This is a genomic window from Okeania sp. SIO2C2, assembly GCF_010692625.1.
Lineage (GTDB): Bacteria > Cyanobacteriota > Cyanobacteriia > Cyanobacteriales > Microcoleaceae > Okeania > Okeania hirsuta.
In genome coordinates, this window is the sequence record NZ_JAAHGM010000027.1 from 33,736 (window position 1) to 58,680 (window position 24,945).

The following is a 24,945-nucleotide window of genomic DNA, read 5'->3' on the forward strand; positions in this document are numbered from 1 at the left end:
GACAGGAGACAGGAGACAGGAGACAGGAGAAATGGGAATGAGCGAGGAGGTAGGAGCTAAGTTTTTTCCCAAGATTGTTCTGTCCAACTCTTGAGAAAAATCCTGAATTTTTGAACCATTACCACCTAAAACCTCGCACTTTTTCCAGGTCTAAAACTGCTCAAACCCATATCAGTCAATGCTTGGATATTTAATCAGCAACCCCTAATTAAAACTCCTGGTTCTTTCTGTATAGGCAAAATATCTAAAGTGTCAGTTTGAGAGCAATATTTGAGGTCTTCATAACATTCTAAGCGTTGGAGACGTTTGCCGTGACTGGCATAATTTAATAGTTCATATAATTTTTGCTCCCACTGAAGATAGAGGGATACTGCGCCAAATACTTCATCATTTCCTACAGTTTCATCTGGGAGAGAATTAGTTTCTGTAATTAGGGTGTGAGCGATCGCTCCTGCACAGACTGTATCTTCCAATGAATAACTACCTTCCCACCCAGACCCCAAGATCCAAATAGTTTCTGGTTTGTTGGTTTTGAGATATTCAACTACGGAGCGACGGTTGACAAGTGCTGCTGCGAGGACAACTTTGGCATTTTGAATGCGCTGAAGACAACGGGTGCCATTAGTAGTAGTCATAAATAAACGTTTATCTTTGACAACTTCTGAAGTAAAGTTGAGGGGTGAGTTGCCTTCATCACAGCCTTCTACTTTTTTGCCTCCTCTTTCCCCTACACGAATGCGTTTGTCAGCAGGCCATTTTTCACTAACTGCCATTAATTCTTGAACGTCGCTAAATACTTGTACTGCTTCTGCACCTGCATTTAATGCTGTGGCCATTGTTGTTGTAGCTCTGAGGACATCAACCGCGATCGCGCAGTCTGGCATATTTTCGGTGGGAGTTTCTTCGGGAGTGTGGTAGATGAATATTTTCACGATTAAATTCCTCGAATATTAACAATAATATTTATAGCGCTACTAGGGAATAGGGAACAAGATAGGGCAAGAGGAACAATTAATTTCCTTCTGCCTTCTGCCTCCTGCCCTCTGCCTTTCCTGATAACATCAAAAAAGTGGCGTTTTTACCTCCTGTATTATCAGATAGATATTCATACGCCACTTTATTCAATTAACTTATTGACCTAGAAAGATAAAAAACTAGGCTTCGCTCTCAATGTAAATGAACAATAAACCCATAACTACAATGGGCATTAACCAGGTAACTACAGGAATTAAAATCCAAGGTAAGTAAGATGCTGCATAAGAACCAGTCATTTCAAATTCTCCTTCAATTACACAATTTCAAAGTAGGTGGTTATCTAATTTAACAAAAAAAATTTGACTTGTTTTTTGTGCAAATTTTCATTGCAATTATTCCAGCATTTGGAACAGGATGTAAGTGTAAAAATTCAATTTACATCCTAATTATTAAGAGGTATTTAATTAAATACACCTCGGAAAATAGAGTCTACAATTTCAAAGTTTTCTATTAGGAAGAAAGCCACAACGGCACCACCCATACCACCAATGAAGAAACCACCAGTAAACTGACTCCAACCTTCAGAAGTTTTTAGTGGGTCTGCACCTTCAGCGCTCTCTCCTTGGAAGGAAACTATGCCATAAGCGGATAGGCAGATAGTGGCAATTAGAATGAGGGCGATCGTAGAAATTAGTCCACCTAAGTTAGCAACTGCAGAATCTCGTAATGGACCAAGCTTTGCCCAAGGACCAAAGATAAAATAACCATGGGCCATACCTACTTCTAGACCTCGTAAAATTGGAGATAGACCTTTGCGGTAAATAGGTAGATTACCGATAAATGCTCTGGTAAAGTCAGAATCACTGATTGGAGTAGATAAATGACCAACGAAAGGGTCTCCATTATAGGGTTGAACAAATCCTGTATCTGTAGCTTCTGGCATACTTAATTCTTTCCTTTGAGTAGGACTTCAAAAATCTTTAGAAGATATTAAGCTCATATTTTACGAGGTAGCTGCATTTTAATCTCAAAATTGGTCTTCAACTTTAGAAAAGTTAATCTTATCTGGGTTCCTCTTTATTCTCATACCAAATTCATTCTCTATGAAGTTGCGCTTAATACAAAGATAACAACTATCAGTAAAGTTCACGCCTGGGTCAGAATGTTAAGAATTATTAAGTGCATTGTTACAGAGTTCAAAGAGAAATGGTATCAGTGCTTAGTATTAGAGAATGACCCTGACCTATTGCTAGTGATAAACTGGAGCTTCATTTGTATGTGATTTAAGGGTCAAAATGTGCCATAAAAAATATGAATTTAGGTATTGACAAGTGGTATATCTAAAAATCACTCTATGGGGTATGGATAATCTTAGATACAAAAAATTACGTCAATGACACAGAACAGAAATCTATCAGGGTTTGGACACGGTTCTTTGGTTCAATCCATCTTGGACATCTATTTAGCTGTTGAACAGACAGAGCGCTGGAGACAAGCAGTTAAAAACCTCAATCAGCAAGCCCATCTCAACTTCAACTGGATACCTATCATTCAAAATGTGAGGTCTATTGGTGGAGGACAATACCAGGTACAGTTTATTGATAAACAAAATCCAAGCCACGAGCAATGGATTGACACCACCGATCGAACTTTTGAGGATTTCAAAGCTTATTTCAACACTCAAGCTCAGGGTCTAGGAGCATTTTTTCAGGTTGATTCTGTAACGGGCGCAGTTAGCGCAAGAACAAGTACTGCTGCTCAAGTATCTGCTGGGGTTGGGATTGGTGCCAATAAAGGAGATTTAGTCAAGGCTATTATTGGATGGGTTTCTGAAGGAGAGTTATATGAAAAATCTGGTAACCCTGACTTAGACACTGCAGTGGGAGCTCAAAGCTATTTGAACTTGGTGCAATACGGGCATGGTGTTGCAACAGAAGTGACCGAAGTAATCCGTACCATTCGTCCTGCGCTTAAGAATGGAGGCACAGTTGCCAGGGAAGTTTCTGAAAGCTTAGTCTCTACTGTAGTTAGAACTGCTGCTACAGAAGGCTTGGGTGCAGTCTTAAACATTGCTAATGTTGTGTTAGATGGTATTGTACTTGCCAATACATCATCCAGTGTAGAACGTGCTTCAGTTACCACAACTTTAGTATTTGATGCCATAGGAACTGCCTCTTCTCTGCTTGCTCTCGGGTTAGGGATTGCTGGAGCTTCGACAGCAGCCTCAATCATCGGGGCGATCGCTGTTCCCGTTGCTGGTTTGGCAGCAGGAATCCCAACTCTAGTGGAATTATATAAACAAAGAGCCGAAAATGCTAAGAAGGCTGCAGAACCTTTTGGAATTATAGGCGAAGGCTATGCTGCTAATGATGATGGAACAAGGGGTGTGACTTACACCCCTGCCAATCAATATACGGGAACGCCTTCAGTTTTAAAACCTAAGGGAGGGGCAGTTATTACTGGGATTGACCTTGTTAACAATACCCTGACATTTGGTAGCCAATATCTATACCAAGTTAATCCAGATCACCCAGGTTCTGGGCACAGTAGACTCCCAGGTAGTAACCGCGATACTTTTGTGGCTGGCCCAGACGTAGGCCGGGCCAGCCAAAGAGCCAAAGCTTTACGTCCTGTCAGTACCCGGAATGGACTGGGTTGCCCCTCTTCTATGTCTTTACAGAATAGGGATATTGACGTAATTATCTTACCAAGAGATATAGAGATTATCTTTGACTATGAGCACAGCATGGTAACAGCATTCTGGCAAGAAAGGGTAAGCAGCCCTGGGATAAATGCCTTGCGCCAGATTGAATCTCATAGTGGTGGGAAATTTTGGTATGACTACTATGCAGGGTCAGACTTTGCCATCAGTCAATTTTACCCTGACTACAGAAACACAACAGTTACGGTGAATTTAGACAAGGCACGGCGAAGTGTCGTTATTCCTCAGGTTGCCGACATTGAAAGAGACCATTTAACTTATTTGTTGCAAGGTCACGGTGGTACTTATATAGTAGTCTTGAGTGAGCAGGATATTAACATTCAGATTCAAGCCTCGAATGATCCAGATGAACGCTGGATTTTTAATATTGATTCGATTGGGCGTCGGGATCATTCCACTTGGCTTCGTTACCCAGACTCTTGGACTGTTGTCTTTCATGATGACGGTTTTACTATTGGCCAACACAGAGACAAAGACGAATCATTACTTATTCGTGCCTCGGAAGCACAGCGAGTGAGATTTCGAGGCACAATGCCTAAGAATGTTGTTCTGAAAGACAATCTTGGTCATATTTTTGTTGTCAATCTCGAACATGGCAATATGTCCTTGATACTCAACATTACTCAGACAGACGAAACCGACCCCAACCTCGTCGGTAGTATGAAGATGACTTCGCGGAGCCTATTGTATCGTGCCCACGTTAGTTACCAATATCTGACGAGAGCAGCTAATTGGAGTCCTGACAATGATGTGGAAACGGGGATTTTAAAATCCGTGCCCTTAATAAATGCTAACAACATTGGGATCATCTTTGAAGATCGAGATGCGAGCCAATTTTATATGGGGACTTGGGATAAGGATAACTTTGCCCTAGTTACTTATTACACAACTCAGACTACTAGGGGTAATCCACCTCAAACATACACAAGCCTAAAAGTGGACAGGTATAACGATCTTGCTACCATGGATGAGAATGATGTTCCTTCTACTGAATCTTTTAGTGGATCTTTTGAGAATGTATGGACTGCCAATAACGAGATATTCTTTACCCAAAAAATTCCCACGGGTTCAGGAGCAGGTACTATCATTCAATACTGTAAGTACAGGGGCGAGGGATACACTTACATAGATGCTATTAATGCCAATGCATCGCTGATGGATCAGATATTAGCAGTACCGCTTTCCGAGCTAAATACATCAAAAGTAGATCGCCTGTTAGACGCTGCGGGGTTAATTCACCAAATGGAACAGCGCCCTATCGTTAACCGTAGGGACTATATTTATGGCAAGGATGCTTATACGATTGTTGGGAAAAACAGTCATAATATACCTTACCGAATCACAGTACACAAGCAAGATGCTCACATAAAACCGTCTCTCTCTTGGAAAGAGGGAGGAATTGAGTATCAGATTTTGTCAGGATACACCTTAAAATTAACTGGAACTAAAGAAAATAATGCGATTACACTTAGGACTTTTAGCAATTACCCTAGCCTAAAACGAGCAATTTTGTTCGGGGAAAAAGGTATTGATACATACCATGTAGACCAAGCAATATTGCATTATGAAGCAATCTTTATATTGAATTATGCAAAGGATACGAATCAAGATACCTTAAGGCTCACAGGACTCCGAACCACTGACTTCAGCTATATCCAACAGGGTGAAGATATTGTTCTCACCCATAAACAAACAGAACACTGGATTAATATAGTCGGAGCATCCAGCAGCAATACAGCGGCAAATCTTTATCAACATCTTCAGTTGCAGTTTGATGATGCTACCTTCTCAGTTACCGAAGTCCCTAATCGTTTATCCCTTGGAAATCCTAACGTTATCAATATTTTCATAAATTTGGAGGATGTGATCTTTGACAAGCAAGGGAATGATTTAGTTGTGTCGCAAAAGGATAAGATCGATTCTATCGTTTACAGCAACTTCTACAATATCTACAGTTCTCTGAATTCACTGGAAGTAAAGTTCCCTTATGGCAGCCCAGGGAACAGTCTCAGCTTAAACGCGCAAAAACTTGCGGAACTTGGTCAAAATAACAAGAGTGGTATAACTGCGTCCTTAGAACTGGATACGTCGAGAATACCTGGACTAGACAGGATACTTGACCAGTTTAAGAATACTCATCCCGGGTCAAGTAATGTATTGGAATGGAATTCAATCCGGGACAATATCAATCACTATAGTGCAGAATCAGATGTAGTACAATTCCAACATTTTGTTGAAACTTTAAATAACATCAATCCAGGCGTTGATAATAGAGCGGAATGGGCTGCTATACGAACCACATGCTCGGAGATTCTGAGAGATTGGGCAACAACGCAAAAGCAACTGCTCTTCACAAAATTGCTAAATCGATTTGAGTCAACTAATCCTGGCAGAGATAACAGGGTTGAATGGGAGGCCATTCGCAGAGTATCAACATCAATCCTGAATCCCTAAAAAAGGTAGATCCCTGACTGTGCAAGGCATAAAGGTTATCTAAAGATGCCATCAGATGCCAACAACAGAGGTAAAAGGGGGAAATTTTTTAATTTCCCCCTATCAGATGAATTTCTGTGGGAATTAGTAGGAAAATTTATGAGGCTTAATCCTAATAAGTTACGGAATAATTAAGGTTTAAAGCCTCTCCTTTAAAGGAGAAACAAGCCGTCGAGGGATGGCGAGGTCTCCTCGCTGGCTGACAATCGAGTAAGAGAAGAAAAAATTTTCATTATTAGTCAATCCTCTTCTTTTCAAGGAGAGGCAATAATTAATTGTTAAACCTACCTTATTACCCTATTATAGAAAATTATAGAAAAGAAACTCAAGCGATGAATAAGCTATTTAATACTTAGTTATTATGGCTACGATACCATCGCGCTAGTCTTTGTGGAGATATCCCAAATAGATAAGCAATGATAACTATTTGATTAATTAAAGTAGTTTTGAGTATTCCTAATTTTTGCCACCGACGGCCAGAAGTAGATACTGAAGTTGGTACAGTTGCTACTTGTCCTCTTTTTTTTAACCGTCGTATCAATTCAAAATCTTCCATAATTGGTATTTCTGGGAAACCACCAATTTCTTGAAAAACTTTAGCTGGGAGAAAAATTCCTTGGTCTCCATAGGGCATTTGCAAATAATGCGACCGCCAATTTACCATTCTTTCAACTATTCGTAAACTTTTTTTTGTTCCTCTAATACTTAATTCAAAAGCACCTGCAATAATTGTCGGTTTGACCAATATATCTTGTAATAGTTGATCGAAATTTAAAGGTAAAAAGGTATCTCCATGTAGAAATAAAAGAATTTTTCCCGTTGCTATTTTTGCTCCACAATTCATCTGAGTAGCACGACCAGGAAGAGAAGAAATAATTTGGACATTTAAACATTTAATCAGCTCAATTGTTCCATCATTACTACCACCATCAACAACTATTATTTCTATATCTTTATCTTTTGCCGTTTGAGCTGTTGAAATTGTTTGGATAATCGTACTAACTTCATTTAAAACAGGAATAATAATCGAAATACTGGTCATTTCAGTTATCAGTTATCAGTTATCAGTTAAAGGAAGGCAGAAGGCAGAAGGGAAAGAAAGGTTCAAGGCCAGAAGCTTTTTTTATAACTAATTAGGGTTTGCTGATTAAATCTAAAAGCACTGAAATATAAAGGTTGAGCGCATTTTTTAGTTAAAAAAAGTCCAAGCTTAATGGTCATAATGGTTCAAAAAAGAGCGCATTTTAGGCTTATAGTTGCGCAGAATAATCCCTTGATTATTCTTCCTTCTACCTCCTCTATAATTCCCATTTCTCCTGTCTCCTGTCTCCAGTATAGCTGTCTCCTACTCTTGCCCATAAGACTTTTTCAGCAAGCCCTAATTATCCGTTAGCGTAGCTCCCCCGGAGGGGGCACATGATATAAACTCAGACTATAGAGCATCCTAATTTTTGGGGTTCATCTCAGTATTTACAAAAATACTTTTCTCCTATTCCCTATTCCCTGTTCCCTGTTCCCTAAAAGCGATAAATTTTTGGCTTTCTTCAAAACTGAGATGTACCCTTAATTTTAAACTGTGATTTTTCTAGGTCTTCTGGACGGTCAATATCAGAAAGCTTGGGTAAATAATCAATAACTAACTTCAAACTTTGAGCGATCGCTACAGTTTTTGACAATACTTCAGATGTTCCCCAATTAATTCCTTGAAATAATTCTGGAGTAATTTTTCTCAGGCCAATTAAATAATAACCCCCATCTGTTGCAGGACCAATTATCACATCAGATTCAGTCAGTTTAGCAAAAGCTTGTAAAATAATTTCAGAAGTTAAACTAGGGCAATCTATACCAATAATTACCACAGATTTCATCCCCCGATTAAAAGCAGATTGAAACCCTCTTGCCATACGTTCCCCTAAATCCCCCATACCTTGTTCTTGATATTTTAAATCTGAACCTAACCAATTTTTCATTAATTGTAAATCGCCACCGACAAATCTAACTTCAACAGATAATGAAATAAAATCAAATAACTTATTAGCTTTTTTTACAGTTGTTTCAGTCATCTGACGTTGCAAATTTGATGCACCTTCAGCCCCCAAAGCAGGTATTAATCGTGTTTTAGTTTTTCCAGGTTCTGGATAGCGAGTAAAAATAATTAGTTGTTTATGTTCCATTGTGATACAATATGACCTAGATTTAAATCTATTTTTGAGAATAAATTTGATTTCAATTCTACAACAAATAAGTAAAAAAAACTTCAGTATGGTTATTCAATATGTCATTTCAGTTATCAGTTATCAGTACCTCTAGCTGTTTGCGCAGCATGACCTAGGAAAGCCTTATGCTTGACATAATAAATATTCCCTTTTCTCTTAGTCGATTGGATATGGCCGACCGCTTTTTATTCCTTTAAAAGGAGAGGCTATTGACCAAAAATTTTAGGTCAAAAAAAACGATTGGATAGATGAGATTTAGTAAATAGCAGCTAATCTTTAAAGTATTTCAAATATTTCTATTCAGCAATTAACAATTAACAATTAACAATTAACAATTAATAATTAATAATTAATAATTACCTCTTATTAAAACGGATAGGATTGACGAAAAGGATTTTTTTTTGATTCTCTTGGTCGATTGGATATGGCGCAGGTTTCCTGCTCTTGACAGAGCCGCTCCGCTAACGCCATCCCACCCTTAGGGAAGCTGCGCTAACGACCGTTTTTATCCCCTTAAAAGGGTCGGCTTCAAGGCGTGAATTGTTGAATGAATAATTATTAACTATCAACTCTTAATTATTAATGATTAATTATTAATGATTAATTATTAATTATTAATTATTCGGTAATTCAGAGAAAATACTATTAGCAAAAAAAGTAAAAATGACAGATAATCTAGAAAAATTAAGTAAAATTGCCATTGTTGGAGATGTTCACGATCAATGGGAAACAGAAGATGAAAAAGCCCTCAAATATCTAGGGGTTGACTTAGTACTATTTGTGGGAGATTTTGGTAATGAAGCAGTAGAAGTTGTAGAAAAGATCGCTGCTATTAATATTCCTAAAGCAGCAGTTTTTGGCAATCACGATGCTTGGTATACCGCAACAGAATGGGGCAGAAAAAAATGCCCTTATGACCAAACTCTAGAAGACAGAGTGCAGCAACAAATAGATTTATTTGGAGAAGCTCATGTAGGTTATGGAAAACGAGATTTTCCAGAGTTAGACTTGACAGTTATTGGGACTCGTCCTTTTAGTTGGGGAGGTCCAGAATGGAAATATCAAGATTTTTATCAGCAAAGATTTGGGGTCAATAGTTTTGAGGAATCTACTAATTTAATAGTTAAGGCAGTAGAGAATGCAGTATGTCAAAATATAATTTTTCTTGGCCATAATGGACCTACTGGTTTAGGAGATGCTCCCGAAGATCCAGTCGGACGTGACTGGCCACCCAGGGGTGGGGATTTTGGTGACCCTGATTTTGGCGATGCCATTGTAAAATCTCGGCAATTGGGCAAGAAAATTCCCTTAGTTACCTTTGGTCATATGCACCATAGATTGAGACATATTCAGGAAAAGTTGCGTAAGCGTGTTGATGTAGATACCGAAGGGACATTATATTTGAATGCAGCAAGTGTGCCACGCATTATAGAAATTGAGGGCCAGAAAAAACGGAATTTCTCAATTGTATCTATGAAGGCAGGTATTGTATCTCAAGCTGCTTTGGTTTGGGTTGGCCATGATTTGAAAGTAGTTTCTGAAGAAATTTTATATTCCCAATCCAAATCTGTTGTTGAGTCGGCACAAGTGCTATAATAAATTACTGTCAAAATAGTTATAGCAGTCGAAGCAAAGCTTAGGACATTCCTAAATGCTCAAACCCAGTCAGAGATTACTTCTGACTTCTAATTTGTGCGTAGGGCTATAGAGTATCCCTACTCTTGACCAAAATTTAAAAACTAATTTTAACTTTTAATTTTTAACTTTTAATTTTTAACTTTTGACTTTTGACTTTTGACTTATTGAGGAGAGGTGGCAGAGTGGTCGAATGCGCTCGACTTGAAATCGAGTGAGGGTCAAACCTCCGTGGGTTCGAATCCCACCCTCTCCGTTTTTTTCTAACTTAGAGTAGTTTTCATTTGGGTAGACCACAGTAGGGGCAAATGGCTATTCTCTCCTACCGGGTTCGTATTTCGTACCTGATTGTTGAGCTATTCAATATATAATTTTCGCAATTCATCCGTTGAGGAGGTCTGAGGAATTTGAGAAGCGATCGCTGACGCAAAGCTCCGCTAACGCCTCTAACAATTTCAGATCGTCTATTTTGGAAATCTCAGATAATATCTCCACATATTCATCACCAAACTTGAGTTTTAATCCCATTTCAATTGCCAATAATAACGCCTGTTTGATTTGAATATCTTTTTGGGATATTTCAGCATTCTTTTGGAATATTTCAGTATCCTTTTGATTTAGTTTACAGAACGATCGCTCATGGTTTAAGTTAGTATGACTCCTGTTATTCAATCAAGAATGGTTTTAAGCAGAGGTAATTATTCATTATTCATTATTCTACCCTTAAAAAGTAAAGTAACTATTAATAACTATGAAAACAAACATCCACAACACACCTGAGAACAGCAGTACAAAACTCACCGCCAACCAAAAACATCGTGGTATGTCAACTACAACTAGCATTCTAGATACCTTACAGCTAGTTTTTCAGGCAGGAGGACCAGGATTTTGTCAATTTGCCATTAACAATGTTTGCAACGCTAATTGTGGTTTCTGCAACTTTGCACGGGATACTTTTCCTAAAGAACAAACACAGTTTGTCGGACTTGATGAAGGTTTAGACTCAATTAACATTCTGTTTCGAGAAGGTATTAGATATCTAGTTTTTACAGGTGGGGAGCCTACTCTTAATCCTAATCTCATCACATTTGTTGACCATGCAGCAGGATTAGGAATAAAACCGATGGTGGTGACAAACGGTGGGTTGTTAACGCCGAGTAAAATTCACGAATTAGCTGATGCAGGTTTATCTAGTTTAATCATATCGGTTGATGCTGCAACTGAAGAAATTCACGAGAAAAATCGTGGGTTGCCTGGTGTATGCAATAAAATCAAAGAAGCTAACAAAGTGCTGAAAGATATTGGGATGTATTCGACTGCTTCTGTGACCATGAGTCATTTAGTTGATTATGATGCACTACCTGATTTTCTGACATCCCTTGGGTTTGAGTCAGTGGTTTTTTCTTACCCATTAACTAAGCTTGATTCTAATTTTCTGGGATTTTCTGATGCTGGTCTGGTTACCCACACTAATGAAAGTCTCTGGCAAGCTTATGAAAAGGTGAAGCAACTGAAAAAGAAGTTTCGTGTAGTTAATCCAACCCTTTCTCTGGAGGAAATGCAGAGGTTTGTCCAGGATGAGGAACAGCGTTATCCTTGTCTGGCGGGTTATCGTTTCTTTTTTCTGGACTGGGATTTAAACTTATGGCGTTGTCATTTTTGGCATGAACCGATGTGTTCTATTTATGAGTTTGATAGTTCAAAGTTGGTAAGGGATGGTTGTACGAAATGTATGATTAATTGTTATCGAGATTCGAGTCTCATGCAAAATATTGCAGTGTCGATGCAGGATGCTTATCAGTCAATCAAGAAAGGTAAGTTGTTAGATACGGCAAAAGCTTTAATAAGAAAAGGTAATGTTGATTCTCTGCGAGCGGTGATGGAAGAGTTGCCTTGGATTATGCGGTTTTAATTAGTCAGGACTTACCCAGGAATTATACCTGTAGGGTGCGTTGCAACGCACCTTCAACCAAAGTTAGTCTATCGCCCACATTTCATATCAAATCCGGTGAAACAGTTATAGATTGGTTAAGTCAAGAGGAGTCAGGAGTCAGGAGGAGAGAGAATCACTTTGATGAGCGTAGTTATGACGATTTAAGAATTTTTTTATGTCCAATTAAACGGATTTGATATCACACTTCAAAATATAGCCTAAAAAAATACAAAAAACTAATCTATTTAAAGTTTATAGAAGAGTTTTTGATCTACTACAGCGCTTTTGCTGATTGATGAACCACATCAAAACCCTGTAGAGGCGATAGCGGAGCTTTGAGTTAGCAAATGGCCATTCGCCCTGTAGTCTACCGAAATGAAAACCGCTGTAAATGTAAATTATATCATGTCCGGATAATTAGTTATAAAAAAACTTTCTCCTTCAACTCCAGTTATTCTTCTTTCTTCCCTCCCTCTTTCCTCCTGACTCCTGACTCGGTCCTCCTGACTCCTCCCTAGTTATTTATTTATCACTGTTTAACCGGACATGATATTAGACATCTCCTATAATAAAAAATCAAATCAATTATCACACAGAAATTATCAATTCTTTCCCCCTACTGCCTACAGCAAAGCTGCCTACTGCCTCTTTTCTGGAGATGTCTATTGATGCTTAAATCCACCAAGGTTTTTCTCCTGTTCGGGGATCGTTTTTTGTCCAAGGAAAAATCCAGATGACATCTTCTTGTACTTTGACTTGTACTAGCTTCAGAGGAAGAGGAGCAGGACCTCTTACAACATAACCATCAGCAGCATAACGAGACCCATGACAGGGACATTGAAATTGATTGTCATTGGGATTCCAGGGAAAAGTACAACCAAGATGGGTACAATTATCGACAATTCCCATGGTGTCTAACTTACCATCTTCTGCGATCGCCAGATATGTTGGTTCTCCAGCTATTCCTGCAACTAAAGCACGACTTCCTTTTGGTTGTGCTAAAATCTGACTGGCAGGAATGGGATATCCCAAGCGGTCTCTAGCAATAATTGAACCATCCTCGTTACTTTCTCCTGGGGTGACAAAAAATTTTGCTGCAGGATAGAGTGCAGCACTAGCGGTAGTTGCGACAACTGCACCAGTGAGAAAGTTAAGTAATTTTCGGCGAGAAATTGAAGGGTATTCTAGAGGGAGACTTTCTTCCATAGTAATTTTGACCTCCTAATAATTTAGTCATCTATGAAAAACAATAGCCAATTTATCTCTATTTGTTCTGTGATAAAGTCACATATTGAAGAAGGAGTCAGGAGTCAGGAGTCAGGAGAAAGGAAGAATGAGAGTGAGAATTATCTGGGGATATTCCGGCATTTTCTGTCTGCATTGAATGGAAGTAGAAAGTGCGATCGCTGTATAACCGGATTTAGTATCAGGAGTCAGAAGATTTGGGTTGATGAGGATTCTCAATTCACCTACCAAATTTGCACCGTGTAGACGGTGGGGTATTAAACCCATAAGGAAAAAGATACATTTTCTAATTAGGGTTTGCTGAAAAAGTCTTATTGGTGAGGGTAGGAGACAGGAGACAGGAGACAGGAGAAATGGGAATGAGCGAGGAGGTAGGAGTAAGAATTGTCCCAAGATTGTTCTGCCCAACTATGCGCCTAAAATACGCTCCTTTTTGAGCATGAAGAGCTGAAACAGGCGCACCTTTTTTGACCTAAAAAAGGCTAAAGTCTTTATATATCAATGCTTTGAGGTTTAACCAGCAAGCCCTAATTAATATTTTCCTAACTGGGCAATGTTTTCAAGTTTTTCCCAGTTATATACTTCAATCTTTCCTCTTGAAAGAGATAATAATTCTTGTTTTTCAAAGGTTTTGAGAATTCGACTAACTACCTCTCTAGAACTGCCTAATTCTTGAGCGATCGCTTCATGGGTTATTTCTACAGTTTTTATCTGACTATTGACATTATTTAAAAGATATGATGCAATTCGAGAATCCATGCGACGAAAAGCAACCTCTTCAATTATTTCAATTACATTAGCTAATCGTTGGGAAAGTAGTCCAAAGATATATTCTTGCCAAATAGTGTTGTGCGTTACCCATTTTTTGAGGCTATTTGCAGGAATAATCAAAGCTTCAACTTCTGTCTCGGCAATGGCAAATGCTGGAAATACTTTTTGACTGATGATACAAGAAGCTGTCATAATACAACTATCACCTTTTTCTAAATGATAAAGAGTAATTTCTCTACCACTTTCTCCTATTTTGTAAACACGAACATTTCCAGAAATTATGAGTGGCAAATGATGACAAATATCTCCCTCTAAACAGACAAATTGACTGGGCGACAAACTGATGTGTTGACATTCGTTAAGAAAATTTGTTTTGGCTTCAGAATCTAAGTTTTCCCAAAAAGGAAATGTAGAACCAATGGTTTGAGCTATTGCTTTATTCATCAGTATTAAATCTCCGTTATTTATTTAATTTAACCCAAAATATAGTCCAAATTATCCCCTCATTCTCAATCACCTTTTTCTTGTAGTTGAATAATATTCCGGCAATTCATTAAATCTCTTTCTCTATCTATACTTTCAGTTTGCTCACAGGGTGAGCTGGATTTACAGCGGATTCTACCTTGGTGAAGTACACCCCGAAGCGGGCAAGATGCACGCACTTGCATTCATTTAATTGTTAATATTTGTACTTTATATACTTGGAATCTACTTTCATTAACTGATAATTGATAATTACCTCTGGTTAAAACCGTTACGGAATTGAATATAAGGAAATATTATTTCTTCTCTTGGTCGATTGGATATGGTTAGGAAACCCATCCATCCCAACCTACGGGAAGCTCCGCTAACGACGGTTTTTTCCCTTAAAAGGATCGGCTTTAAACCAGAATTATTTAATTATTAATTATTAATTATTCGGTAATATAATTTCTTTATTCTTCCTTCTTCCTTCTTCCTCCTTCCTCCTTCCTTATCGATTAACTATCAGACCAATTACAATAAAAATAATTCCGATCAACCTCCCTTGAGAAACCTTTTCTTTTAACCAAATTTTCGCTCCTAAAATACTACAAACATAAGTCAAAGCTGTGGCAGGTCGCACAAAACTAACATCTGCCCAACTTAATACCGAAATCAATGATAAAAAAGCAATTGTTTGACAAAAAACTCCACTAATAATTAAAGGATTTATGAGGATTATACCTACTTGTTTAATGAGATTTTTCATTGATTGTAAATTTACTTCTTCGATTTCTTTCATTCCTCTGGCAAGATACAAATCTCCTGTTGAATCAGCCAAGGCAATAATCGCGATCGCCAACCAAGTTTTAGACCGATAAAAACTAAAAGATAATGCCATTAAGATGAGATAAAAATTATGGTTTCGTCGGTCTTCATAAAGAGTTTTACTTAAACCCACAATCAATACACCAATAGTTATAATTAAAGTTCCTATCCACCGCATATTTGAAATTGTTTCGCCTAAAATCAACCAAGCAAATAAAGCATTTAATAAATAAGTTGAAGAGTGTATTGATAGTACATAACTCAGGTCAAGTTTAGAAATAACAGTGAGGTATAACCCCAGAGAAAGTATGAGAAAAATTACTCCTAACCAAATCCAAAAATTTGTCAGTAAATAAGATATTAATGGTATCCAATTTTCAGAATTAACTAGATTTACTGCCCCAAATTGTTTCATGGCTTTACTTAACCAAATATCTCCTAAAACCTGAGTAATACTTAACAGAAATAGTAAGATTAAATTTGCCATTATTAAATAAAAAAAATAGTAATATTATATGGGCTTAATTATATCAATGATCGGTGAATTTAGGAATTTTTTGCATCTAGATATTGAGTAGTTTCTGCTTTACCCATAAATTGATATTAAATCTGGTTTGCTTCATTTATCATGGATGGCAATACGATAACACAGGAAAAATAACAAAAGTTTCTTATTTAACAACAGGTTGCCCTTTACCAAAAGGAGTAAAAAGTTATCCTTGTCAGGAAGCTTATGGTCATATTTTTGTCTTTTCTATAAAAACAGAATTAGCTAAAACCGTGCCCTTTCCAGACATTAAAAATTGGTCTAATAATGAATATAAAACCATGTATTTTTCCCGTAGGGTAATTTTCATTATTCATTTATTAAAGAAAATTTAATTGATATGAATCATCAATTTTTACAGGGAAGATTTATGGGAAAAGTCAAACCAACTCTTCTGGAAACTTCTAAAGGAGAAAATTGGGTAGAAGCTAAATATAAATTCAGCGAAGAACCCCATGCAATTGTTAATACCAATTTGATCAATGTTTGTTACAAATAGTAGAAGTAAGAAGGAAGGAAGAAGCAAGAAGGAAGAAGGATAAATATTGAAAAAAAAGGGAAAACGATAGATATAACTATCTAAAATGAACTGGATAAGCTATTTTTAAGCATATCCGATCAAGATGCACTTTTTATCATTTTCTTTGTGGGTTTAATACCCCACCGTCTACACGGTGTTCAAAATTACTTGGGGTTAGAATCCCCATGTAATTTTCCTCCTGTCTCCTGTCTCCTGTCTCCTGTCTCCTTCTTCAAAGCATTATTTTTTCAAACTGGTATAACTTAGTATTAGCAACAGTCTGATACTAGTTATCTTAAGTCTAGTTCCGCATTTGTCAAATGACTAAACCTTAGTTTCCCAGGTTTTAATGGTTGTAAATTTCCATCTGTTTTTTGTTGAAGATATTAGTGACCAATATAAATTTACCTGTTTGAATTTTTTGAGATTAAATTACTTCTGGTATCGTTTATATTAGGATGCTATAAGTCAGAATTTAAAAGAGATAAATTGATAGATTCTTTTTATACATAAGCATTTTTTTTATCTAAAAAAAACGGCGAATATTTCATAAAATATACTTCCATATTTAGAAAATTATTTTATCTGATGTATATTATTTATCCAATCTTAAATAGTAATAAAAATTTTGGTCTTGGTATTGTAAGATGTAACGGTTATTTAATAGGTTTAAATTCTGATAAACTTGTAAATTTTCTTGAAAAATTGGGTCAGAATCTTTTAATTCTATCAATTCTACTCTCACTTTTTTTTCTACTTCTCGTAATTCATGTAATGTTTGGGGTAATTGCCAAATTACTTGAGTTGGATAATTAGCGATCGCTAAATAAAGATTTTTTTCAGACATAACTACCTGTGGTTGAATTGGCAATTTTGAGATGACTTTTTCTAATCGGGAACTATTAGTAGATAAACGTTGATACTGTCTTTGTTGGGTTTGTCTGAGTAGGTGAAAAGTGACAAAGTTTGAGTAACTTAAATACAGACAAATGCTTAATCCAATAGCTACTACTTTTTTGATTTTTAATTGTGGTGTTAATAGCCACAAACCAGTCACAGATAAGATTGCCATTAATGGAGAAAAAACTGCTAATCCTCTAGTTGCATTAATATATTGATAAAGTAATAAAAATGCCAGTAAAGCTGAGAGAAAATTAATTAAGCTAAAAATAGATAAATTTGTATATTTTTGCCATTCTTGTAGCTTTTTTTGATAACTTGCTGTTGCAAGTACAGCTAAATTAATACTCCATAAAACTAGCATTGAAATAGTAATTGTTCCATAGACTGAAAATTTTTTAAAATTAATTATGAGAGTGCAATTAAATAGAAAATTTTCCCAGATCATTCTCAGCATATCAGTCAAATTAGATTGGGATAAAATTATTGTTGCTGCATAGGGATAAATTTCTTGATTTTGAGAAAGGGGAATTAAAACAGTGACAAACAGTAATCCAAAAGAAAATAGTAAGCTCAATAAAGTTTTTTTGTAATGTTGATTTTTCTCAATCCACAAAACAGCTATACTGGCAGGAAACAAGGTTAATAAGAATGGTTTAATTAAATATGCTAAAGCTATTACTAAACCTAAAAATATCCCTTTTAAAAAGCTTTCTTTTTGTACAAACAAAAGAGCAACAACCACCATGATTACAGCAGCAGCCGATATTTCTGTCATTACTGAATGAGTCAAAATTAAAGTGTAAGGATAAATCAAATAAATCAAACTAGCCCCAAAACCAACCCATTGATTAGCAATGAATCTGCCAACTGTAAAAATTAAAAATATCGTCAAAATCAGCAGAAAATAATTAACAAAAAACGGTGTTCTTTCATTAATGCCACCAATCAAAAAACCAACAGCCAAAATCAAAGGATAACCAGGGAGATGAGTATCCTTAGTCGGATAACCCTTTTGAATAATACTACTAGCTAAATAATGATTACTATTAAAGTCAAAATGACGCACAATATTTTGAGCTACAGTGTAGTAAAGTGTTTCATCATTCCAACGAATTTGTAAAGAAACTGGCCTCGTAAAATAAAGAGCGATCGCCGTCATCATCAAAAGCAATACATAAGGAAAAATATTCGTCAATAAGTTTTTACAAGTCTTCATTTTTGCATAAATTAATCAAGAAGAAAAAAATTATCTAAAATTCCCAACTTTTGGCTGTATATTCCTCTTGGTAGAAGGAAAAATTGTTTATAGTTAGAAGCCTAGATTTGATATTTTAAAAGTAGATAAATTTTAAATTCTCAAAATCATCTTTTTTCGGTAAAATAATTAATAGGTATAGCAAAATCAGCAAAAATCAGAACAGCAAAAAACTAGCAAAGGTAATATAAACAATGCTTTTTTCACACACTGAGACTAAATATCATATCATGTATGGGAAAGACTAAATCTAAATCTGACTTACCAACCAAAATATGCCCTGTATGTAATCGCCCTTTTAGCTGGCGGAAAAAATGGGCTGAGTGTTGGGATAAAGTCAAATATTGTTCTGAAAGATGTCGGCGACGCAAGTCAAATATTGACAAACAAACTGACATATAGCCTCATAAGCTAAGAATAATTTAGATTTTACAGCACTTTGCGACTCTATGAGGTACACCCATCGCAGGCAAGATGACCGCACTACAATGTTTTCACCATTTACCCTGTACATCATTTGCCCGAAATATGCTGTATATTCCCTATTCCCTTTGACAAAAATTGGATATATGGTTTAAATGCAAAACAGCTTACCTAAGTATGTCAATTATTCTGTAGTTAATCACAACAAAAAATGCAACCAAAACTAATTATTCACGGCGGTGCAGGTAGTTCCCTTGAGGAAAAAGGAGGATTAGAAACAGTTCGTAAATCTCTCCATAGAATAGTAGATGAATTACATAACTTGCTTCTGGGCGACACAAAGGCCATTGATGTAGTTGTCCGTGGTTGTCAACTATTAGAAGATGACCCCATATTTAATGCTGGGACCGGTTCAGTCCTACAATCTGATGGCCAAATTCGGATGAGTGCTTCCTTGATGGATGGTTTGAATCATCGGTTTAGTGGGGCGATCAATGTCTCCCAGATTAAAAACCCCATTGAGTTGGCCAAAGCACTGCAAACATCACCCGATCGCGTATTATCAGATAATGGAGCTGCTGAATTTGTGCGGGAACTACAAATGCCCGTTTACAACCCCCTCACAGATAAACGATTAAACGAATGGCTAGAAGACCGCAAACAAGACTTTAGTAGAAAGATGGCAAATGTCGTGGCAGAATCTCCAGGCACTGGCACCATAGGAGTTGTAGTCTTAGATAAAGAAGGGAGATTAGCAGCAGGTACTTCTACTGGTGGAAAAGGTTTTGAAAAGATTGGTCGTGTAAGTGATTCGGCCATGCCCGCCGGAAATTATGCCACTGGTAGTGCTGGAGTTAGCTGTACAGGCATTGGAGAAGATATTATTGATGAATGTTTGGCCGCCAAAATTGTGATTCGGGTAACAGATGGTTTTTCACTCAAAGCAGCTTTTGAACGTTCATTTGCTGAAGCTCATGAACATCAGAGGGACTTAGGAGCGATCGCTATTGATGCCAACGGTATAATTGCTTGGGGAAAAACTTGTGATGTAATTTTGGCTGCTTTTCACGATGGGCAAAAAATTAGTGATAGTTTAGAAGCAGCAAAAGGAACATTAATTTTTACTGCTGAATAATTCACAATAGGGGCTAATGGCCCCCGATGTAAGCTCAGGAATGGAATTTCTCTACAATTAACACTCTCACCGTCAAATCAAAGATGATAACGGGAGATTCTTGTTTTGATGGCGCAACGCTACGCTAACACGGATTCTTGATTAGGCAACAAATCAAATAAACTGAGTTGTACTTCCGCAATTACCATCTCCACAAGCTTTCTGGCTCCGTCTTTACCCTGAGGGAACCTCAGCACAGGCGGTGCGCTTTTATTTAACGGTGTGTCCCACTGCTATTGATAGGATTATAAAACCAAAAATGTTTCGCCTGTTGCTCAATTATTTTTCTGGTTGAAATTTATGAGAGGCTGTCTGGGTGGGTTTCCCGCGCAGTTTATACGCCCCGTCTTACCGTTAAATCTCGCGATTATAATGGGAGTCCTCTTTCAAGATTTGTGATAGAGATAATATTGACATCTCCAGGGGTTGAAACACCCTGGATTCTGTGGCAAATCCACCGCAAATATAAATCCACATTTGCTTCAAGACTGAAGGGCAGACTTCTATACTCCTCGGCATAGATCGAAATCTAGCTGTGAGCTTACCTTTTTTTTTGTAGCTTTCACGAGTGGTTTTACTCAAGATATTGGAGCTATAAATCACTGCTCTAGCTGCGTTGCTTGCTTTTCCTGCGGAATGCTGCGCAAACAGCCCTCGTAGGAAGCATCGTCCCCATCTCCTGTTCGCCGGAATTTCACCGCAAAGTGCGGTCTTGTCATGGCGACAAACCTTGTTTTTACTTGCTATTTCTAGTATAACATACTTTTCTCCGGGTTAAAACCCGCGTGTCGTTATTCAACCAGGGGATAAATCTTCCGGGAACTTTTTTCCCGTTAGTTTTTATGTTTGACATCCTCCCGACGTTGCGCTTGATCAATAATGCGGAATTCTTCAACTTGCACAAGGATAGTAGATGACTCAACTCACGACAAATTGGAGACACTCAAAAAACAGATAGATATTGATTGAGGTATTAGCAGTCTCTTTAGCACTAGCAACGGTCAAAAATTGTGGTTTCAAACGTGCTATAGAGAAAATTTAAGGATATATTATATATAATATATAAAGTAAACTTAAGGTAATGTTATTTTGCTGTAAGATGGGCGAAGATCAAGTCTCTTAAATTAGTGATAAAAACTCTCCTCCTCTCTATATTTGCTCAAGTATCCCCTCTGTTGAACTGTTTGTCAATGTTATCCCTGTTCTTTATTGTTTATCTCAACGTTGGCAGAAGACCGGGACTCTCTGGTCACGGGAGGATCGGGATGAATGCCAATTAATATTATTGCGGTTTCACAGATAAGATGTTAAAATTTATTTGTTCAATAACTAAACAGTAGATGGTTGAAAAAGTGTACAAATTCAGGTTTTACCTTACTCAGTCGCAGGAAAATTTCCTACTAAGGACGTTGGGTTGTGTACGCTTGATCTACAACAAAGCTTTAGCAGCTAGAACTAAAGCCTGGTATGAACACAAGCAACGAGTAGGCTACAAAGAAACTTCAGCTATGCTTACATCTTGGAAAAAATAATAAGATTTAGATTTTCTGAGTAGTGTAAGAGAGTGGGATTGCCCATAATGTGGTATTCACAATGACAAGGATATTAATGTGGCAATAAATATTTTGGCTGCAGGACTCGCAGTGTCTAGGGGAGCCGTCGGATTGGCGACGTACTGTGGAGCGCGCCTTTAGACCTGAAAGGAGTAAATCCCAGAGGACAGCTGAATTGTTAGCACAGCTCTTCTGTCAAGAGGCAACAGAAGGCCCCTAGTATTGATACTAGGGAATCCCATACTGTCTCGTGAGAGCAGCGTTGGGAGGATGTCAATAACTATTCAATCAAATATAATCTAAATTCATAACTCCTTTGGTTGCCTAAGCTAATGTTCCCTAGTCTGACTCTGAAGCAATTATTGATTCAGTATTTAACCAGACATGATATGACGGTTAGCCAAACTTGATATAACAAAACAAATAAGTATATTTGCCTTGTTTAAAATTATTGAGTAACTTGATATAAATGAGTATTTAGTTATCAGCTTTGTTTGTTTCTCTTTAAGAAGAAGTAAAGTATAAATTCTCCATTCTATTTTTGCTGGAGAAAAATTTATGGTGTATATTATGAATTTCTATATAGGAACACAATAAACTTTTAATATCTGTAAATAATCAAATGGTGTGAATATCATCATCACCCACTTGTAGGAAGCGTTTGAGTTGCTGTCTGTCTTAAAATTAAAACTATAGATATAGATAATTAACAAGAGGCTAGTACTCTTATATTTTGCTTAGTATCTAATTTAGAGAAACACCAAGTTAATAAAATCGTCTATATAATATATAAGGTTAACAAATAAACTCTATCTACCATCAATTTTTAAGGGAAAAAATTCTAATGTCTACAATCAACATCTACCAATCCTTATCTACCAAAAAGTCTATCGAATTATTTGATTTTTCGACAGAAGCAAAAACACAACAACAAATAGTCTTTATAGACTCTCATGTGGAGGATTATCAGAGTTTAGCTACAGAAGTTTTGTCAGGGACAAAAGTAGTTATTCTTCATCCAAATGACGATGGTATTCAGCAAATTACCAAAATTATCAAAAAATATCCTCACATATCATCCATACATATAGTATCTCACGGTGTACCGGGATGTTTATCTTTGGGTAATAGCCAATTAAATATTAATAATATCAACAATGATTATGCTGAAGAATTAGAAACTTGGTCGGTTACTAATATATTGCTCTATGGTTGTAATATAGCTTCCGGAAATGCAGGTACAGAATTTTTGGAAAAGCTACATCAGTTAACAGGGGCAAATATTGCTGCTTCTGCTAGACCAACAGGTAGTGCTGCTTTGGGTGGTGACTGGGAGTTAGAGGTTACTAAAGGTGAGATTGAGGTTGGCCTAGCATTCAGCGATCGGGTTGAACATCAGTGGGAGCATATTCTAGAGCCTTTTGAGGAACAGCCTTATTTTTATCAGGTTATTGCTGGTGAGCTAAGAATATATAATCCTCTCACAGGTGACTATGAACAGCGAGGAGTCGCTGTAGATCCTGTATATAATGCCACTGGGTATAATATACAAGATAACTTTCTTTATGGAATTCAAATTACAGATAATGAGGACGATGACGGGGAGACAGCAGGAAATGTTATTAGGATTAATTCTGATGGCACAATTGAAGATTTAGGTTTTACTGTAACTGGAACTCGAAAATTAAATTCAGGGGATGTAGACGATCAAGGTAATCTGTGGGTACGGACAGGTGATACACAACTTACAAAAATTAATCTGACTACTGGCGTTCAAGAACAGATTAATCTTACTGGAGATGATAGCTTAGAGAGAGTTGTAGATCTAGTATACAGAAGAGATGATGATACTGGCAACGAATTCTTCTACGGAGCAGGTCGTAATGGTCAGCTATATACAATCAATTTACAAGATAATAGTATTACTACAATAATAGTACCTGGTTTACCTGATGAACAGGAGTTTGGTGCTGCATGGATAGATCGTGAAGAGAATTTATATGTTAGTCGTAACAATGTAGGAGAATTTTATCGTATTGATAATTATCTGACGGGTTCTCCCACAGCGACTTTCGTTGCTAATGCTGCACCTACAAATAGTAACGATGGAATGTCCGACCCAAGGCAACCATCGCCGTTTGATGTTCCGTTTATTGATCCTGATGATGATCCTAATACTCCCGCTTTCACTTATGAAGAAACCTTTACTGAGAATGATACTGGTGTTAATATAGTTGATGAGACTGTAGAAATTCAAGATTTTGATGGGAGAATAGTAATAGGGACACCTGAAGAATCCACGCCAGTGGATGGTGGAAATATTCGTAGCGCAACTATTACGCTGACTAATCCTCAAACCGATGATGAGTTATTCTTGGCTTCAGCTTTACCTGTTAGCATAACTCCTGACGTCAGTGGTAATCTTATTACCTTGACAGCAGTAGATAATATAAATGGAGCCACCCCAGAAGATTTTGAAGCAGCTCTAAGAGCAATTCAATTTAGGAATCCCAGTGATACTCCTGACAGAACTCCAAGGGAAGTAAATATTCAGTTAACTGATACAGAAGGGAATCTGGGTAATACTGCGATCACTACGATTAATGTTATTCCAGTTAACGATCCTCCTTCTTTTCAAAATCTGGATAATACTATCACTGTCACCCCAGATGGCGTTCCAGTTATTCTAGACAGTGATGCCACAATTACAGATATAGAACTAGATGAAAGAAACAACTACGGTGGTGCTACCCTTACCTTGTCAAGAGATGGAGAGGCAGATAATGACGATAAATTTAGTAGTGGTAATACTGGAGTATTAGGAGAATTAACAGAGAATGACCCTCTGACACCTCTCATAGTTAACGGTATTACTATTGGTACAGTTACTAATGGTAATGGCACATTGCTACTAACATTCAATGATAATGCTACTGGCGATTTAGTTGACCTGGCATTGCAAAATATTGCCTATAGTAAAGCCGCTGCTTTGAGAGATGAACCAGATTCAGTAACTATTAAATACACTATTGATGATGGTAACACAGAAGATAGTGATCCAGCTACGGATGATCCAGATCAAGGTAGTGGCGGTCCGCTAATGGATATGGGTACGATCATTGTTAATATTAGTGATAACAACCCCCCAGTCGCCAACAACAGTGCCATCACAGTAGACGAAGGCAGCACAGACACAGGGTTAGGTCTAGCAGCCCCCACAGACCTAGACGGAGACCCCCTCACCATCACAGTCACAGGACTACCCACACTAGGCACAGTCACCCTAGCAG

At 37.3% G+C, this 24,945-nt stretch carries 22 protein-coding genes, 1 tRNA gene and 1 pseudogene; 13 read left to right on the forward strand and 11 right to left on the reverse strand.

The features are described from left to right. Nucleotides 1-194: 194 nt before the first annotated feature. The 3 genes from F6K18_RS20715 to F6K18_RS20725 form a co-directional block, all read right to left on the reverse strand. Nucleotides 195-932 carry a 2-phosphosulfolactate phosphatase family protein gene (locus F6K18_RS20715; protein ID WP_287523540.1) on the reverse strand — a complete coding sequence of 246 codons (738 nt, stop codon included), beginning with the start codon at nucleotides 930-932 and terminating at the stop codon, nucleotides 195-197. A gap of 222 nt (nucleotides 933-1,154) precedes the next feature. Next, the gene (locus F6K18_RS20720) at nucleotides 1,155-1,271 is read right to left on the reverse strand and encodes a photosystem I reaction center subunit VIII (RefSeq protein WP_202224502.1); all 117 of its coding nucleotides are present in this window, start codon (nucleotides 1,269-1,271) and stop codon (nucleotides 1,155-1,157) included. A gap of 164 nt (nucleotides 1,272-1,435) precedes the next feature. After that, the gene (locus F6K18_RS20725; RefSeq protein ID WP_287523547.1) at nucleotides 1,436-1,918 is read right to left on the reverse strand and encodes a photosystem I reaction center protein subunit XI; all 483 of its coding nucleotides are present in this window, start codon (nucleotides 1,916-1,918) and stop codon (nucleotides 1,436-1,438) included. A 450-nt stretch (nucleotides 1,919-2,368) separates the two neighbouring features. Between F6K18_RS20725 and F6K18_RS20730 the strand changes: the two genes are divergently transcribed. Continuing rightward, nucleotides 2,369-6,151: a TcdA/TcdB pore-forming domain-containing protein gene (locus F6K18_RS20730; protein WP_287523550.1), complete on the forward strand. Its 3,783-nt coding sequence runs from the start codon at nucleotides 2,369-2,371 to the stop codon at nucleotides 6,149-6,151. A 391-nt stretch (nucleotides 6,152-6,542) separates the two neighbouring features. On the opposite strand, the gene F6K18_RS20735 is transcribed toward F6K18_RS20730, so the two are convergent. The 3 genes from F6K18_RS20735 to F6K18_RS20745 all read right to left on the reverse strand — a co-directional run bounded on the left by F6K18_RS20735 (nucleotide 6,543) and on the right by F6K18_RS20745 (nucleotide 8,364). Next, nucleotides 6,543-7,232: a TIGR04283 family arsenosugar biosynthesis glycosyltransferase gene (locus tag F6K18_RS20735; RefSeq protein ID WP_287523553.1), complete on the reverse strand. Its 690-nt coding sequence runs from the start codon at nucleotides 7,230-7,232 to the stop codon at nucleotides 6,543-6,545. Between the two features lie 185 nt (nucleotides 7,233-7,417). Next, nucleotides 7,418-7,549: a hypothetical protein gene (locus F6K18_RS20740; RefSeq protein WP_287523556.1), complete on the reverse strand. Its 132-nt coding sequence runs from the start codon at nucleotides 7,547-7,549 to the stop codon at nucleotides 7,418-7,420. Nucleotides 7,550-7,734: 185 nt separating this feature from the next. Beyond that, on the reverse strand, nucleotides 7,735-8,364 hold the full coding sequence (locus F6K18_RS20745; RefSeq protein ID WP_287523558.1) for a TIGR04282 family arsenosugar biosynthesis glycosyltransferase: 630 nt from the start codon (nucleotides 8,362-8,364) through the stop codon (nucleotides 7,735-7,737). Between the two features lie 705 nt (nucleotides 8,365-9,069). Here F6K18_RS20745 and F6K18_RS20750 point away from each other — a divergent pair. Both F6K18_RS20750 and F6K18_RS20755 read left to right on the forward strand, forming a co-directional pair. Then, complete coding sequence (locus tag F6K18_RS20750) at nucleotides 9,070-10,002, forward strand: TIGR04168 family protein (protein ID WP_287523560.1); 933 nt, start codon at nucleotides 9,070-9,072, stop codon at nucleotides 10,000-10,002. A gap of 210 nt (nucleotides 10,003-10,212) precedes the next feature. Then, nucleotides 10,213-10,297 (forward strand) — tRNA-Ser (locus tag F6K18_RS20755). Between the two features lie 125 nt (nucleotides 10,298-10,422). Here the strand turns inward: F6K18_RS20755 and F6K18_RS20760 are convergent. Further along, the gene (locus tag F6K18_RS20760; protein WP_287523562.1) at nucleotides 10,423-10,713 is read right to left on the reverse strand and encodes a hypothetical protein; all 291 of its coding nucleotides are present in this window, start codon (nucleotides 10,711-10,713) and stop codon (nucleotides 10,423-10,425) included. A 79-nt stretch (nucleotides 10,714-10,792) separates the two neighbouring features. Between F6K18_RS20760 and F6K18_RS20765 the strand changes: the two genes are divergently transcribed. Beyond that, complete coding sequence (locus tag F6K18_RS20765) at nucleotides 10,793-11,953, forward strand: radical SAM protein (RefSeq protein WP_287523565.1); 1,161 nt, start codon at nucleotides 10,793-10,795, stop codon at nucleotides 11,951-11,953. A gap of 35 nt (nucleotides 11,954-11,988) precedes the next feature. Beyond that, complete coding sequence (locus F6K18_RS20770; RefSeq protein WP_161565020.1) at nucleotides 11,989-12,171, forward strand: hypothetical protein; 183 nt, start codon at nucleotides 11,989-11,991, stop codon at nucleotides 12,169-12,171. A gap of 475 nt (nucleotides 12,172-12,646) precedes the next feature. On the opposite strand, the gene petC is transcribed toward F6K18_RS20770, so the two are convergent. Further along, entirely contained in the window at nucleotides 12,647-13,180 is a 534-nt protein-coding gene (petC, locus tag F6K18_RS20775; protein WP_287523568.1) for a cytochrome b6-f complex iron-sulfur subunit, read from the reverse strand. Nucleotides 13,181-13,249: 69 nt separating this feature from the next. Between petC and F6K18_RS20780 the strand changes: the two genes are divergently transcribed. Together F6K18_RS20780 and F6K18_RS20785 are read left to right on the forward strand one after the other, a co-directional pair. Beyond that, nucleotides 13,250-13,465, forward strand: a complete 216-nt coding sequence (locus tag F6K18_RS20780; protein ID WP_287523570.1) for a hypothetical protein — start codon at nucleotides 13,250-13,252, stop codon at nucleotides 13,463-13,465. Between the two features lie 68 nt (nucleotides 13,466-13,533). Then, entirely contained in the window at nucleotides 13,534-13,656 is a 123-nt protein-coding gene (locus F6K18_RS20785; RefSeq protein WP_282433647.1) for a hypothetical protein, read from the forward strand. A gap of 94 nt (nucleotides 13,657-13,750) precedes the next feature. Here the strand turns inward: F6K18_RS20785 and F6K18_RS20790 are convergent, their stop codons facing one another. Both F6K18_RS20790 and F6K18_RS20795 read right to left on the reverse strand, forming a co-directional pair. Further along, nucleotides 13,751-14,434, reverse strand: a complete 684-nt coding sequence (locus tag F6K18_RS20790; RefSeq protein ID WP_287523572.1) for a Crp/Fnr family transcriptional regulator — start codon at nucleotides 14,432-14,434, stop codon at nucleotides 13,751-13,753. A 529-nt stretch (nucleotides 14,435-14,963) separates the two neighbouring features. After that, on the reverse strand, nucleotides 14,964-15,767 hold the full coding sequence (locus tag F6K18_RS20795; RefSeq protein ID WP_287523573.1) for an EamA family transporter: 804 nt from the start codon (nucleotides 15,765-15,767) through the stop codon (nucleotides 14,964-14,966). 110 nt (nucleotides 15,768-15,877) lie between these two features. Between F6K18_RS20795 and F6K18_RS20800 the strand changes: the two genes are divergently transcribed. Beyond that, nucleotides 15,878-16,162 (forward strand): hypothetical protein, encoded by a 285-nt coding sequence (locus F6K18_RS20800; RefSeq protein ID WP_287523576.1) that lies wholly within the window; start codon nucleotides 15,878-15,880, stop codon nucleotides 16,160-16,162. A gap of 5 nt (nucleotides 16,163-16,167) precedes the next feature. Next, a complete protein-coding gene (locus tag F6K18_RS20805) occupies nucleotides 16,168-16,326 on the forward strand; it encodes a hypothetical protein (protein WP_287523579.1) in 159 nt (52 codons plus the stop codon). 616 nt (nucleotides 16,327-16,942) lie between these two features. On the opposite strand, the gene F6K18_RS20810 is transcribed toward F6K18_RS20805, so the two are convergent. Next, entirely contained in the window at nucleotides 16,943-18,466 is a 1,524-nt protein-coding gene (locus tag F6K18_RS20810) for a glycosyltransferase family 39 protein (RefSeq protein WP_287523582.1), read from the reverse strand. 273 nt (nucleotides 18,467-18,739) lie between these two features. Here F6K18_RS20810 and F6K18_RS20815 point away from each other — a divergent pair, with 273 nt between their 5' ends. From F6K18_RS20815 to F6K18_RS20830, 4 genes and pseudogenes are all read left to right on the forward strand, one after another. Then, nucleotides 18,740-18,907 (forward strand): DUF2256 domain-containing protein, encoded by a 168-nt coding sequence (locus tag F6K18_RS20815; protein WP_287276769.1) that lies wholly within the window; start codon nucleotides 18,740-18,742, stop codon nucleotides 18,905-18,907. Between the two features lie 232 nt (nucleotides 18,908-19,139). Then, entirely contained in the window at nucleotides 19,140-20,063 is a 924-nt protein-coding gene (locus F6K18_RS20820; protein ID WP_287523585.1) for an isoaspartyl peptidase/L-asparaginase, read from the forward strand. 1,379 nt (nucleotides 20,064-21,442) lie between these two features. Continuing rightward, nucleotides 21,443-21,631 (forward strand): annotated as a pseudogene (locus tag F6K18_RS20825) (helix-turn-helix domain-containing protein); the annotation flags it as partial. A gap of 868 nt (nucleotides 21,632-22,499) precedes the next feature. Further along, a partial coding sequence (locus tag F6K18_RS20830; protein WP_287523588.1) for a DUF4347 domain-containing protein occupies nucleotides 22,500-24,945 on the forward strand: 2,446 nt, incomplete at its 3' end.

Bases quoted from the DNA above. Each gene is read 5' to 3' on its own strand.
- petC (WP_287523568.1), bottom strand. From the start codon at position 13,180: ATGGAAGAAAGTCTCCCTCTAGAATACCCTTCAATTTCTCGCCGAAAA.
- F6K18_RS20725 (WP_287523547.1), bottom strand. From the start codon at position 1,918: ATGCCAGAAGCTACAGATACAGGATTTGTTCAACCCTATAATGGAGAC.
- F6K18_RS20820 (WP_287523585.1), top strand. From the start codon at position 19,140: ATGCAACCAAAACTAATTATTCACGGCGGTGCAGGTAGTTCCCTTGAG.
- F6K18_RS20795 (WP_287523573.1), bottom strand. From the start codon at position 15,767: ATGGCAAATTTAATCTTACTATTTCTGTTAAGTATTACTCAGGTTTTA.
- F6K18_RS20815 (WP_287276769.1), top strand. From the start codon at position 18,740: ATGGGAAAGACTAAATCTAAATCTGACTTACCAACCAAAATATGCCCT.
- F6K18_RS20740 (WP_287523556.1), bottom strand. From the start codon at position 7,549: ATGGGCAAGAGTAGGAGACAGCTATACTGGAGACAGGAGACAGGAGAA.
- F6K18_RS20765 (WP_287523565.1), top strand. From the start codon at position 10,793: ATGAAAACAAACATCCACAACACACCTGAGAACAGCAGTACAAAACTC.
- F6K18_RS20745 (WP_287523558.1), bottom strand. From the start codon at position 8,364: ATGGAACATAAACAACTAATTATTTTTACTCGCTATCCAGAACCTGGA.
- F6K18_RS20720 (WP_202224502.1), bottom strand. From the start codon at position 1,271: ATGACTGGTTCTTATGCAGCATCTTACTTACCTTGGATTTTAATTCCT.
- F6K18_RS20750 (WP_287523560.1), top strand. From the start codon at position 9,070: ATGACAGATAATCTAGAAAAATTAAGTAAAATTGCCATTGTTGGAGAT.
- F6K18_RS20805 (WP_287523579.1), top strand. From the start codon at position 16,168: ATGAATCATCAATTTTTACAGGGAAGATTTATGGGAAAAGTCAAACCA.
- F6K18_RS20790 (WP_287523572.1), bottom strand. From the start codon at position 14,434: ATGAATAAAGCAATAGCTCAAACCATTGGTTCTACATTTCCTTTTTGG.
- F6K18_RS20810 (WP_287523582.1), bottom strand. From the start codon at position 18,466: ATGAAGACTTGTAAAAACTTATTGACGAATATTTTTCCTTATGTATTG.
- F6K18_RS20735 (WP_287523553.1), bottom strand. From the start codon at position 7,232: ATGACCAGTATTTCGATTATTATTCCTGTTTTAAATGAAGTTAGTACG.
- F6K18_RS20730 (WP_287523550.1), top strand. From the start codon at position 2,369: ATGACACAGAACAGAAATCTATCAGGGTTTGGACACGGTTCTTTGGTT.